General features: G+C 36.9%; 9 protein-coding genes and 1 riboswitch. Of the genes, 3 read left to right on the top strand and 6 right to left on the bottom strand.

Features of this window, described 5'->3' with window-relative positions; all coding sequences use genetic code 11:
* Positions 1-60: 60 nt before the first annotated feature.
* The 3 genes from ADICYQ_RS22810 to ADICYQ_RS26360 all read right to left on the bottom strand — a co-directional run bounded on the left by ADICYQ_RS22810 (position 61) and on the right by ADICYQ_RS26360 (position 3454).
* The gene (locus ADICYQ_RS22810) at positions 61-1263 is read right to left on the bottom strand and encodes a GAF domain-containing sensor histidine kinase (protein ID WP_040417820.1); all 1203 of its coding nucleotides are present in this window, start codon (positions 1261-1263) and stop codon (positions 61-63) included.
* Positions 1264-1703: 440 nt separating this feature from the next.
* The gene (locus ADICYQ_RS26355; RefSeq protein ID WP_020889223.1) at positions 1704-2111 is read right to left on the bottom strand and encodes a sensor histidine kinase; all 408 of its coding nucleotides are present in this window, start codon (positions 2109-2111) and stop codon (positions 1704-1706) included.
* Positions 2108-3454, bottom strand: coding sequence for a PAS domain-containing sensor histidine kinase (locus ADICYQ_RS26360; protein ID WP_020889224.1), 1347 nt, complete (start codon positions 3452-3454; stop codon positions 2108-2110). The genes ADICYQ_RS26355 and ADICYQ_RS26360 overlap by 4 nt, the downstream gene beginning before the upstream one ends.
* A gap of 514 nt (positions 3455-3968) precedes the next feature.
* Positions 3969-4170: riboswitch (cobalamin riboswitch) on the top strand.
* A 150-nt stretch (positions 4171-4320) separates the two neighbouring features.
* Here ADICYQ_RS26360 and ADICYQ_RS22825 point away from each other — a divergent pair.
* Genes ADICYQ_RS22825 through ADICYQ_RS26365 form a run of 3 tightly spaced genes read left to right on the top strand, consistent with a single transcriptional unit; the run spans position 4321 to position 9097 of the window.
* Positions 4321-6369 (top strand): TonB-dependent receptor, encoded by a 2049-nt coding sequence (locus tag ADICYQ_RS22825; RefSeq protein WP_051160326.1) that lies wholly within the window; start codon positions 4321-4323, stop codon positions 6367-6369.
* A gap of 3 nt (positions 6370-6372) precedes the next feature.
* Positions 6373-7527: a YncE family protein gene (locus tag ADICYQ_RS22830; protein ID WP_020889226.1), complete on the top strand. Its 1155-nt coding sequence runs from the start codon at positions 6373-6375 to the stop codon at positions 7525-7527.
* A 22-nt stretch (positions 7528-7549) separates the two neighbouring features.
* Positions 7550-9097, top strand: a complete 1548-nt coding sequence (locus ADICYQ_RS26365) for a PKD-like domain-containing protein (protein WP_020889227.1) — start codon at positions 7550-7552, stop codon at positions 9095-9097.
* Positions 9098-9167: 70 nt separating this feature from the next.
* On the opposite strand, the gene ADICYQ_RS29115 is transcribed toward ADICYQ_RS26365, so the two are convergent.
* From ADICYQ_RS29115 to ADICYQ_RS22845, 3 genes are all read right to left on the bottom strand, one after another.
* On the bottom strand, positions 9168-9323 hold the full coding sequence (locus ADICYQ_RS29115) for a hypothetical protein (protein WP_235114868.1): 156 nt from the start codon (positions 9321-9323) through the stop codon (positions 9168-9170).
* 95 nt (positions 9324-9418) lie between these two features.
* Complete coding sequence (locus tag ADICYQ_RS22840; RefSeq protein ID WP_020889229.1) at positions 9419-10798, bottom strand: hypothetical protein; 1380 nt, start codon at positions 10796-10798, stop codon at positions 9419-9421.
* 465 nt (positions 10799-11263) lie between these two features.
* Positions 11264-13255, bottom strand: a complete 1992-nt coding sequence (locus tag ADICYQ_RS22845) for an LruC domain-containing protein (RefSeq protein WP_020889231.1) — start codon at positions 13253-13255, stop codon at positions 11264-11266.
* Between the last annotated feature and the right edge of the window lie 422 nt (positions 13256-13677).

The raw sequence follows: 13677 nt of genomic DNA on the forward strand, positions 1-13677 counted from the left end.
TTTTATGACTAATGGATATAAACCGAATTGCCATTCTCTTTTGGCTTTTTGCATTCAATATCAAACAGGCAATTTTACTTCAAATTTGGAAAACTCACCTACTTTGGCATCAATTTTTAATTTTCCTTCCATTGCGTCTATCAAGTGTTTAACCAAGGGTAAACCAAAACCATAACCTTTTTCACCCGCTGTTCCGTCGGTGGTTTTACCCTCTCCTTTCATGATTTCTTCAATTTGCTCTTTAGTCATTCCTGCTCCGGTATCAGATACCTCAACCTTCAATTCCTTTCTATAATTTTTTTCAGTAAGGCTAAGCCCAATGCTTACAGTACCCCCTGCAGGAGTAAACTTGATGGCATTGGAAATCAGATTGCCCACTATTTGAAGGAGTTTTGCTTTTGGGAATCTCATTTCTAAATTATTACTGAGCACCTCAACTTTAAATTCAACCTTTTTCTGTTCGGCCTGAACCCCGTATAGATTTTTCAACTTTTCCTTTAAAATCAAGAGGGTATATTCACCTTCATTCTTTATAGCAGGTGCAAATTTCTGATCCTCGTGATTGGTCAATATTTGATCCGCTAATTCAAGTAATGATTGGCTACTGCTTTGAATAACTTTGATAAACTCCAATACGTCATCCAAACGGTTTTGGTCCCCTTGTTCTTTGATAATCTGTGCCAAACCTATGATTCCACTAATTGGCCCTCTGATATCATGGGCTACCTGCTCTTGCTTCTCTAATGAGTTCTTAACCTTGGATTTTAAATCACTTACAGATTTAATAATTCTCAACCTGTTCATGATCTCGTGAGCAATAATTTCCAAAAGGTCAATTTTCTCAGGACTAATAACCCTTGATTTCGTATCCAGGACACACAATGCTCCGAGATTATACCCTGTTTCAGTGGTCAATGGCACACCTAAATAATACCTTAGATTTGGATCTGCAGTCACATAAAGCTTATTTTTAAATCGCTCGTCTTTTGAAAGGTCTTCGATTTCAAGAGAATGGTTTTCCATAATGGTATACTGGCAAACCGACTCTTCTCTGGGCAATTGCATCACGGGTAATCCTTCACTAGCAACACTCCACTGAGTTACTGCATCAATCAAATTTATAAGTGAAATATCCGTCCCTGCCACCTTTGCGGCAAGTTTGGTAAGGTCTTTTAATTGGCCCTCTAATTCTTGATTGTCTAAATCGTAATCGGCCAATGCTAACAGTCTATCGAATTCATTCGAGGAGATTGGACTTTCCATAAAAATATAGTTTTAAAATTCCCGGAAAGTTAAGAGGAAATAAGGCTTTTACCTAAAAAAAATGAACATCAGATTTTCACCCATTAATAATATGGGTCCAATGTCTAAACCTAAAGTCAGGCATTAGTTTGCTTCACATGATTTAGGAAGTGTTATAATCAAAAAAACATCAATATTTAGATAGATTAAAGTCAAAGTATTGTACTAAAATTTAACTTACAAATGGTCTCATATTTTTTTTGATTAAACTCTTTTCAACTAAATCATTTTATTTATAAAAGGATTTAGTGGTATGTTATTTTAATGATTTATTGGCATCATTATGTTGTATGCTATTCTCGGATTTCAGTATAAGTATTTTATGTTTTGAACTTTAGGAAAGACTATTCTAAACTACATACACAAATGATTGACATTTTAATCCCTTATTGTTTCCTATGCTATGTTTTGGGTAAAGTAAAATAAAACCTACTACCAACACCAAGTTCGCTTTCCAAACCTACTTTCCCTTTGTGTTTTTCGATAAATTCCTTACACAGGATAAGTCCCAAACCAGTGCCTTTTTCGTTGTTAGTTCCTAAGGTAGAATAGGACGTGTCAATTCGAAATAATTTCTCAAAATTCACTTTATCAATACCAACACCACTGTCAGCAACAGACAATAAATATTCATTCTCTGCTTCTTCAACAGTAATAATTACTTCCCCTTTAAAAGGAGTGAATTTTATAGCATTGGATATAAGGTTTCTCAAAACCGTTTCAATCATTGCTTTATCGGCATTTAGTTCAAGCTTTAATGGTGCATTTAAGCTTATCCCTATTGCCTTTTCCTCTGATGAAGTTTTCAACAGTTCAATGATTGATTTTGTGTTTTAACAAGGTCAACCTTTTCTGGATTGAACTCCATTCTACCAGTTTGAGACCTTGACCATTCCATCAAGTTTGACAACAATGCCATGGCATGTCTCGAAGAGGAATTAATAATCGTCGCATAGGTATCAATACCTTCATAATCTTTTTCCCTAACTTGTTCACTTAGGATTTCACTTAAACCTAAAATGCCATTAAATGGACTTTTCAAGTCATGTGCAATAATTGAAAAAAACTTGTCTTTTGTTGAATTTAATTCTCTTAATGATGCTTCACTTTTTCGAAGATTAAACTCTGCTTGTTTTCTATTCGTAATGTCATTTATTACGGATATAACACATTTCACATTATTAATTTCGATGATTTCTGCTGAGATTAAACCATGAAATAATTCCCCTGATTTTTTACGAAACAAATATTCATCTTCGACCACTAACCCTTTTGACTTTAAATCCAAAGTAAATTTAAGCAGGTCTTCATTTTGTTTCCAAATATTCAAATCAATTGATTTTAACCCTATTAATTCATGAGGTTGAAAGCCAGAAATTGAATAAACGCTTTTGTTTACCTCGAAAATTTCTCCATCCTTAAGTTTAGATAAAAATATAATAAAGGGAGCTTTATGAAAGGCTTTTGAGAACTTCTCTTCCTGCTCATTAACATCATTAACCAGGCGTTTATTATACATTAAAAAAACACTATACGTCAAAGAGATAACTATGACTTCCCATGCCATTAAAAACAAGGATTCTGAACCTGTCGAGTTAAAGTAAGCATCCTGCACTGGTTGATTTTGAATGATGTAAATTATGTGAGAAATCTGAACAAAAAAAACCACCACAAATACATAACCAACAGGCCGGGTAACCCTTTGCATAGCAACCGGAGTCCTTCTTAACATTAAAAAGGCACCTTGAAAACTAATTAAGACAAAAGCCAATGCAAAATTAATTTTTCTGATGTATAAATCAGGATCTAAAAAAGTAAAATATGAGTGTATTGAAAAAAAGGTAAGTATTAATAAAATATTTTGAATTTGAGGTCCTTTTAACCTAAGGAATTTTTCTAAGCCAATTAATAATATTATAGTAGAAGAAACGATTAAGGTATTGGCAACAGGTATAGACAGCCAATCAGGAATATTACCTCGTAAGAATATCATAATATTCCCCAAAGTAAGTATAGAAAAACTAAGCAAAACTAAGAAAGTCCCGGGGAATCGTTTTTTTATCTGAAAATACAAAGAGACAATTAATATTAAATCAATAATATTAATTAAAATATAACTAAAATAAATTGTCTTAAAATCAAGTGGTGGCATATAAAAACAATCTATTCAACATAATAACCAATATCATTTTCTTAATAAACCCAATTATTATTTTAGCGTTAAGCATTTCAGCTCCATATCCCCCAATATAAATGAAGCACTGCTTCTCGATTCGCAAAATGAATGGTGAAAGCTCCTGTGTTTTTAAACTAGTTCTTTTGGTTTCACACATTTAATCCAAAACTTTTTATACGGATAATACTAAACCAAGAAGTTCGTTAAAATTGCTTCTTAATCTTAAATCACACCTTTTGTAAATTTTTACATTATAAGCTATGAAAAAAAATCCAAACCATCATTGAAAAGTGCAGTCTATTAGTACAATGCCTTGGTTAAAGTGCAAAATGCTCCTTTAATAGCTGTCCATTTCAGGTAGAATCCAAAGTATCGTCACCAAATATGCGGTGTACCTCAAGTTTCCTATAATTGAACCTGTATCTAAGGATTTACCCGGCTAGCAGAACTTTTAGTCCTAAAAGAAATTTTTTTATCGAAAATAGAATACTATCTTCGCCGCCGTAATGGTTTCCTCCTGGATGTTGTCCTAGAGAAATTAAATTGGAATCCGGTGTGAATCCGGAACTGTCCCGCAGCTGTAATCTCATAAAGCTATTTCCAAATTTTAATGATCACTTTCTGTATAATCAGAGGGGAAGGTCGGAAAATAGTGAGTAAGTCAGAATACTTGCCAATACGAAATATAAGCCGAAATATGCGATAGACATTCTATTAATTAATTCGGGTAAAATTGAAAGCTTTCGGGGATTGAAGCTTGAAAACAAATACGTCTTGCAACGCAAGATCTTGATTTCAGTTGGTTTCGTTGAAAGCTATTTGCCTTTAGACAAATAGTTTTAATGATCATTTACAAGTGGCTTCCTAAGCAGGAGGCGATTCTTCTTTTGTGCGCTTTACTCTTTATTGCTTGCGTATGCCAAGCACAGGAAAAGTATGTCCAAAATTACCCCTCCCCAAGGGATACAACTGCCGTTTACGATATCGATGGCGTTACCGTTGAATCCGATAGATACCAATCCCGTTTGCGCTCTCCAATGCCGGTACAGGCACTTAGGGGAAAAGAGCTTGAAAAACTCAATAGTTTTTCCGTAGCTGATGCTATCAGGTATTTCTCAGGAGTTCAGTTAAAGGATTATGGAGGAATTGGGGGACTGAAAACCATCAACGTCCGAAGCATGGGTAGTGCCCACACCAGTGTTTTCTACGATGGAGTTGTCATCAAAAATGCTCAAAATGGGCAGGTAGACCTGGGGAAATTTTCCTTGGACAATATTGAGGCTTTGGAGCTTTTTAATGGTCAAAAGTCAAATATATTCCAGCCTGCTCTAGGTTTCTTTGCCTCCAACACGCTCTTCATGCAGAGTAAAATCCCAGTGTTTGAAGACGAAGAACAAGAGCATGCTAAAATCTCATTCAAAACAGGATCCTTTGGCTTGATCAATCCATCCCTTCTTTATGAGCGTCGGATAAATGAGGGACTTTCTGTCGCCTTCAATACAGAATACATTACCGCCAACGGGAAATATAAATACAGGTACCAAAAAGAGAATGGCTACGATACCACTGCAACCCGACAAAATGGAGATATCGAATCCTTAAGGGCTGAAATCACACTTCATCAGGCGTTTAAATCAGGAGGTAAAGCATCACTAAAAGGCTATTATTACGAATCAGAGCGGGGACTTCCTGGAGCTATCGTTGCCAATATTTTTAGTCATTATCAGCGTCTTTGGGACAAGAACTTCTTTGTGCAGGGCATGTTGCACAAGTCATTTTTTGACAAACATGAGCTGTTGGTCAATGCGAAGTACAGCAGTGATTATAATCGGTACATAGACCCTAACTATCAGACGATTGAAGGTGCACTGGACAATCGATATTATCAAAGGGAATTCTACACCTCTGTAGTAAACCAATATATGCTAAATTCCTGGTGGGATGTATCGCTCGCGGCAGACTATTCCTTCAACACCCTGGATGCAAACCTATACCGGTTCACTTATCCTAGCAGATCATCCTATTATATTGCAGTATCCAGCGCAATACATCGGGACAGATTAGAAATACAAGCAAACCTTTTGGGTGCCTATGTAAATGATAAGGTAAAGTTTTACCAAAAAGGAAGCGATCAGCAAGTTTTCAACCCTGTAATATCAGTTTCCTATCAGCCTTTTACTTTACATGAAAATTTCAGAATCAGGGCTTTTTACAAGGAATCTTTTCGGATGCCTACTTTCAATGACCTCTATTACACCTTCGTAGGAAACACCTTTTTACGACCAGAATTCACAACCCAATACAATATAGGAGCCACCTGGCAGGCCAAACCCAACCATATTTTAGAAGCTTTTACCATTCAGGTAGACGGGTATTACAACCAAGTTAAAGACAAAATTGTGGCCATGCCATCTGCCAATCTCTTTCGGTGGACAATGATGAACTTGGGTGAGGTAGAAGTTAAAGGACTTGAAACCAACCTACGTGGCATTAAAGAAATAGCAAACGTATCACTCGAAATAGGAATGGGTTACACCTTCCAGAAGGCTATAGATATTACAGCTTCTAGCACAGTGTATGGAGACCAGATTCCTTATACGCCAGTTCATAGTGGAACATTTACCTCATCAGCCAGCTATCAGAACTGGCAAGCCAATTTCAGCTTCATCTATACCGGTGAACGCTATAGCCAAAAGGCAAATTTACCTGTCAACTATGTCCAACCCTGGTACACCAGCGATCTCGGATTAACCTGGAAGAATCGATATGGCAAGTACCAATACTCCATGGGATTGGAGACCAACAACCTATTTAACCAGTATTACGATGTGGTTTTAAACTTTCCAATGCCCGGAAGAAACTATCGACTAAAATTCAATATCTCCTTTTAAATTATGAAATACGCATTACACTACCTCTTATTCCTACTTATTCTATCCACTCTATCGAGTTGTAGGGAAGACGATTTTATTTCTTTACCCGATGCCGACAAGCTACCTGAGCAAGAAGCCTCAAATATTGCCGGATTTTATCTGCTTAATGAAGGCAATATGAACATGAACAAGGCTTCTTTGGACTATTACGATTACCAAACAGGGCTATATACCAGGAATTTATACGGAACAGCAAACCCAAACTCAACCCTTGGATTAGGAGATGTAGGTAATGATTTAGGCCTATATGGCTCCAAACTTTATGCTGTAATCAATGCTTCAAATAAAGTCGAAGTGATAGATGCAGAGACTACAGAACGTATAGCAGTTTTAGAAGTGAAGAATTGCCGCTATGTAACTTTTGATGGGGGATTTGTCTATGTGAGTGCCTATGATGGGGAGGTTTCTTTGGGGAATGATAAGCCAAACGGCTTCATAGCCAAATATGACACAATCAATTTTGACCTAATTAATAAAATAGAGGTTGGTCGCCAACCTGAGGAAATGGCTGTTTCCAATGGTAAACTATACATCGCTAATTCTGGTGGCTATAGTCCTCCTCAGTATGAAAATACGATTTCAGTCATTGACCTGGATTCATTTAAGGTCATCAAAGCGATAGAAGTTGCCATCAACCTGCACCGAGTGAAAGCAGATGGAAAAGGGAATATTTATGTCAGCTCAAGGGGTGATTATTACAATACGCCTTCCAACCTATTTGTCATCGATACGCAACTGGATCAAGTAATCGACCAATTTAACATCCCATGTTCCAACCTTACTATCAGTGGTGATACCGCTTATGTGATCGGTTCAGCATTTGACTATTCCCTGGGAGGTTTTAAAGTTGACTATGCGATGATCAACACCCAAACCAGGGAACTCCTCTCCCAGCCCTTTATTTCCCAAGAGTTAGTAGACAATATCAAAACGCCTTATGGTCTGGCAGTAGATGCTTATTCCGGAAATATTTACATCACAGATGCCGGAGACTATGTTTCTCCAGGCAAACTATATGCCTATAACCTTAAAGCTGATTCACTGCTTTTCGAACAAGTTACTGGTGACATTCCCTCCCAAATCGCATTTTTATTCAAAAACGCATATAAAAACTAACTATTAACTAAAATCTAAAAAGATGAAAAAACTATTACCATGCCTCCTTTTTATCACCCTATTAACATCCTGTCTGAAAGATGACCTTGAAGATTTACGAAAAGATGTTGACAGCCTTAAAGAACAAATGGCTCAATATGAAAGCTTATTGGATGCCCTTAATAATCGATTGTACATTAAAAGTTACGAAGACAATAGTGGCGCATACAGCATAGAGCTGAGTGATGGCACTATCATGACTGTCAATGATGCTCCTTCATTCATTGAAATAGGCGATAATGGAAATTGGTGGATTGACAACCAAGACTCAGGTAAAGCAGCCGGAGAATATCCTAATAGCATGCCCGAGATAGGCATTGGAGAAGGTAGAAACTGGGTTATAGATGATGTAGATGTAGGAATTTCAGCTCAAAATCAGCTAGCGAAGGAAGGATCAAACATCATTGCATTGGCACAGATTGCGGGGCAATTGTCTTTTGTTTTTGCTGATGGCAGAGCGATCAATTTTGATGCTTCAGCACCAGTGATTTCGTTCAATATTCCAGACGGAGGATTTGTATTTAATAAAATGACCTGGTTTAACGTAGAAACTGTAGTAAAACTCGATGCTGATGCCAATTATGAGTGGCTTTTTGACGGTAAAGTGCTCGCAAATACGAAAGACCTTACTTATGTTTTTGCAAAAGCTGGAGAACATATATTACAGCTCAACGCTAAAAATGAATTTGGCGTTAGAACTGTACAAGTTACCATTACCATTAATGATGCAGTATACACGAATAACCTGACCAAATTGTTTGAATTCAAGCCTGCACCGGGACAGCAAATCAACAAGCTTCCAGCCTGGTCAGAAGGTATCGCTGCAGATAGCGTATTGAAAACTGCCGAAAAAGCGCTGACGAACAATTCACTGATCAGTTTGGGTAGTTTTGGTGGTTATGTTACTATGGGCTTTGACCACACGATCGTCAATGGTGAAGGCAATGACTTTTTGGTAAAAGGAAATGCATATAGCAGTTGGGCAGAACCGGGCATCATCATGGTATCTGAGGATGTAAATAGAAATGGATTACCAGATGACGAATGGTTTGAGATCTATGGTTCGGAACATAGCAATTCCGAAGCGGTCAAAAACTACGAAGTCACTTACTACCGACCTGAATTGGAGCCAACCAATCCAAATGAACAAAACTACATCTTATGGAAAGACAATCAGGGTCAATCAGGGTATGTACCAAAAAATTCATTTAATAGTCAAAGTTATTATCCAGGATGGGAAACAGACAGTATTTCTTTCACAGGAACCCTACTTCCATCCAAAATCTATGACCAATCAGGCACAGGAACATTTTGGACCAACCCACCATACGATTGGGGTTATGCAGACAATATGTCTAATAACAATGAAGCTGCTCAAATTGACATCAGCTGGGCGCATGACAGTGAAGGCAACGCTGTTAAGCTCCACGGTGTAGATTTTATAAAAGTTTACAACGGAACACTTGCCGCAGGTGGCTGGCTTGGTGAAGTATCAACAGAAGTTTCAGGGTTTACCGACCTTAATTTGTAATAATGATTAAGTATCAAGGAGGTTGTCTCTACAAAGGAGACAACCTCCTTATTATATAAGAAAGTGACTATTAAAATTCCCCATCGATCAATGGCCAACTGTCATAAGCGCTGTCCATAGTTATTTCATCAACCCGTTTAATGACCCATTTGTCTTTAGGTGCATTTACATCATATTCAATCAAGGAACCATTAGGGAACTGAAAGTGAGACTTCAATTTTTCCAAATCAGGATTTACCCTCTCCAGCTCTTGCACTAATCTTTCGGGATCCTGAGACTGAAAAACCGTTAATAGACCAAACTTGTTAGAAGAATAAACAGCTATAAGCAGGTTTTCACTACTTTTAAAAATAGACCATGTATCGTTTTAAAAACTGGAACTTGCCCTTTAGGGATGGAAACAGGACCAGCTGCGCAGGCAAAATCTTTATAAACGCCTGTATTGTTCCACTCCATAAAATTTGTCCCTGGACCTGATAAATGAAATGTTTCCTCAAGTTCTTTGGCTTCGTCATTCATAAAAAGGGTAATTGGCCTAGCCACAATTTGCGATCTTTTGCCACGGTTAACCCCTCCGGCTGAAATTAAATAGTTTTTACCAGCAGCATATATCTCAGGACTGGCATTTTTACCATGTCCCATTTTCACAAAATAACCATCCCCTTTATTGAATAAAAGGGTTGTGATTTTATCTGCTGGACGGTAAGGCATGCAAGCTCCCATTAGTGCATGTACCCGCCCTTCTCCAATATCAAAGTTAGTTTTTGCTCCTGGCAAAAAGCTCATCCATGCTTTCATAAAAACAGCGTGATATCCTGTAGTCAACTTATGCCAGTTGGCCCGGTCGTACCTCCTTCTCATGGGAGGTAAATATTTGTAATTATAACTTCCTATTGCAAAGCAAAAATTCATGTAATCCAATACTTCACGGGCTTCCTTTCTTACATTATCTGATCCGTAAGCCTCCAGGTTTAGCAATGCCGTAATGGTATACCCCACATAAGGCATGGAGTTAAACTCATGGAGTCCATTTGTTTTCATTTCGGCTAAAAAGTCAACAATTTTTGACTCCATCTCATTGCTCTTATTGTCGTATTTTCGGGCTTTACTCCCATGAAGGGCCATCCACCTATTTTTGAGATAGCGGGATCCTTCAGTCATTAATATGTGATTTTCCGTTTCGGGGAATAAGCCCAGTGTCTTGGGCGCTGTTCTCCTGAAATTATTGCCCTCTTCAACCAATAACACATTAAGCAAATGGTCCACAGTTTGCGCATACAATATTTCCGGATTGTCTCCAAACTGCCATAAAATAGATGTGAGTACCGTAAATGTAAAGTCGTAATCACCAAGTTTATTTAATGCCCAGGATGAGCCGGCAACACCCCATGGCTTCATGCCCATTATTACTTGGTTGGTTTCATCGACGTTTGTTTGTGAATGGAGTTGAGCCAGTAAAATCCGAGGATTGTCTACTTTTCCTCGTTTTGGGCCATATTCCACCGTTTCATTAGCCCAAATTCCAACAATTGAATCATAAAAATCAGATTTAACCTCCCAATTTATTGTTCGTATATGGGGAACGGCAATGTCTCCGGGATTTAAACTTACCTTTTGGTTACTTTGCGAATTATTAAAAACAATAACTGCCAATAAAGCAATAACAATAACTCCTATCAGTTTAATTTTTGGGCTTTTCATTAACAGTGTATTTTCTACATGGAAAAAAAAAAGTGCAATCTCAATATTCGGGTACTTTACTTACTAATATTCAATAATAAGTAAAGAAATTAAGAATCACCCCTTACTCATAACAATCGGGTCATCTTCATTTAATGGGGTCAATCCAATAGCCAATATTTAGTGCTTATGAAATTCTTTGGTTGTACTTCTAAGATAGTAAATTATGCAAACAATTGTCATTACCTATACTTATAGACCTTTAAGCACCAATTAATATTGGTACCGACTTTCACCAAAATATTGGCCTTGTTGACAGGGTTACATTTCAAAAAATATTTTTACCAGCTATTCAGCCTTTATTATTACCAAGTACCAGGATTGCCATAAAAAAAGCAGCCCGAAGTGTGACTTCGGGCTGCTTTACTTTTGGGTCAAAAATTACCTGCAATGGGTAAAAATTTAACATTGTAATGGTGACTATTATTATTCCAATAAATCATCATTTCTATTCCCTGGATTATCTTTATACCAATCTACATTGGTTGTACCTCCTGATTCTGCCCAAGCACCAAAAAAGTTATATGCAGTAGTTATATTTGCTTTTTCTTTTGGAACCTTAAAATCATGAATGATACTTATTGCCCAGGGGAATCCATTGTCCGAAATGAAATCACCATCAGTATCTTTATTGTCCCCGGTAAATTCCAGACTAGAATTCCCTAAACTAGTGATCTTCATATAGGGTAGGTGAATTTCTTTCTCTCTCACTTTATTTACAATTATAAAAGGATTGAAAGGCGCAACACCTAAATCAGACGTACTTATAGGTGAAACAAACTTAATAGAAATCGTTGTTTCATTCAATATATTGTCCACATCATCAGCTAAAATAATAACAGCATTTTCTTGGCCTGACTCTGTACCATTGGCATTTAAGCTAATAAAATTCTCTGTTAACACAGGCCCTGAAACACTTTCAATTTGAGAAGGATCCAGGCCTTCTATTTCAATTCCAATTCCATTTGTATAACCTGCACCATTGGCTTTAATATTACATATTAAATCTAACCGTACAGCCATATTATCAGCATTTAAAACAGCAATGGCCTGATAACTTAAAACAGCATCATTGAAGTCATAATCCCCGGTCGATGGCCATAAATCTTCGAAAGCTATTGTTCCTTTACCATATTTACTTGGAGTAAATAACTCAAAAGCTGCCTCAGCGTCATCCGGGTAGGCATCATCTTGATCAAAAATACCATCACCATCCGAATCTGTCTCATCTATATTATCAGAATATACCCTAAAAGTCGTTAAATCGTGTATTGACCGCTTATAGGTAGTATTATTATTTGCTTTTACTCCATAATTGTATTGCCAACCACCAGTTTGAGTATCCATAATAACCAAATTGGCATAACCAGAAATATCTGCTATCCACAATTCTTGATTAGAATCAAACGTCATGGACGTTGGCGTAAAAGGCAAGTCATCTGCACTTATTCTGGTGCTTTGATAATTACCATCTGAATCTAATTCCATGCCATACAAACCAGAAGCTGAGCATAAAAACAGCTCACCCTCATCTGAAAAGGCCAAATCCCCTCCACTTGTATTGTGAAGGCCAATTATATTCCATGTGTCTAATCGGGCTCCAGTGGTAGGATCAAGTGTATATAGCTTGGCACCATTTGAAAAATACAACAAACCATCTTTTGAATTAAATTCTAATCGAGGGCCACCAAACCCAAGATTTGCCACAGTCTCCCAGGTATCTTCCTCAATGGAATATTTCATAATAGGATATGGGCTGCTTCTACCGATAGAATAGAGCAGCTTATTTTCCTGATCAATTGCACAAGTATAACTGCCCATTGGCATATTTGACAAATCTGTAAGCACACCCGTTAAAGGATCTATTTGAAATAATTGCCCTTCTCCGTTTACAGAATACAAATAATCCGTTACACTCTTAACGGACATGGATCTTAAATTACTTTTATTTTCCGAAGAATTGTAATTCACTTCTTGATCAACAATATCCTCGATTGAGGAAGAGAAATTGAGGTGCTCGTTTCTCCGTATATATACTTTGCTATAAAATTTAGGTAAATTAATGGTTTGCTTTAGCACACCATTTTTTGGTACACCGCTAAAAATCAGTTTATCCAAAACTTCTGATTTATAAACCGTTTCCGTAACAGTTTCGCCTGATTCATCTTCATAGGTTTCAGTTCCTGCATCGTATAATTCATCTGTATAGGCATAGACATCATATTTTGCATAACCTTCATTGTCAATAATATTGATTGTCACATCCTGATAAGTACTAAAGTCAAACCCTTCAGGTAAAGACAATGTATTGGCATCATTATCCAAATCATCAATGCCTTCTGGTGAGGATAGATTACAGCCATAAAGTAATAATATGGCAAAGCTCATTTTTAAAAAATCATATATTGTAGTTCTCATAGTTATGGTATTTTCTAGTTTGAATTAATCCGAAATCATTCCTAATTTCAAAAAAGTATTTTCGCCTAATGATTATTCCGAAAGCATTGAAAAGGGGTGTTTTTATTCGCAAATATTCAATTCACATTCTTTGAACTTTAAAGTCAGTAGACCGAAAAAATTAGTTTTCTATTTCCGACCTCATAAAAATAATGGTCCAAAGCTTCATTTATAATAGGTAGACAAGACAGCCAAATTGATGAAGTTCCAAAAGTCAAATTTTAAGATTTTCACCTTAAAATACTCATGCAAATGGTCGCCTGTTATTTTCTATCATTGGCTTTAAAAGTTGAAACATCTCCTTGATCAATGTCTTAATTTTTTAAGCCATCATTATTCCTTCAATGCTTGCCGATGGATTGGCTAAAAATTATTTGATATTT

The organism is Cyclobacterium qasimii M12-11B (assembly GCF_000427295.1).
GTDB classification, from domain to species: Bacteria; Bacteroidota; Bacteroidia; order Cytophagales; family Cyclobacteriaceae; genus Cyclobacterium; species Cyclobacterium qasimii.

What these genes read in the sequence shown, in the direction of transcription:
- ADICYQ_RS22810 (WP_040417820.1), bottom strand. Translation starts at nt 1,263, where the DNA reads ATGGAAAGTCCAATCTCCTCGAATGAATTCGATAGACTGTTAGCATTG.
- ADICYQ_RS26360 (WP_020889224.1), bottom strand. Translation starts at nt 3,454, where the DNA reads ATGCCACCACTTGATTTTAAGACAATTTATTTTAGTTATATTTTAATT.
- ADICYQ_RS22825 (WP_051160326.1), top strand. Translation starts at nt 4,321, where the DNA reads ATGATCATTTACAAGTGGCTTCCTAAGCAGGAGGCGATTCTTCTTTTG.
- ADICYQ_RS22830 (WP_020889226.1), top strand. Translation starts at nt 6,373, where the DNA reads ATGAAATACGCATTACACTACCTCTTATTCCTACTTATTCTATCCACT.
- ADICYQ_RS26365 (WP_020889227.1), top strand. Translation starts at nt 7,550, where the DNA reads ATGAAAAAACTATTACCATGCCTCCTTTTTATCACCCTATTAACATCC.
- ADICYQ_RS22840 (WP_020889229.1), bottom strand. Translation starts at nt 10,798, where the DNA reads ATGAAAAGCCCAAAAATTAAACTGATAGGAGTTATTGTTATTGCTTTA.
- ADICYQ_RS22845 (WP_020889231.1), bottom strand. Translation starts at nt 13,255, where the DNA reads ATGAGAACTACAATATATGATTTTTTAAAAATGAGCTTTGCCATATTA.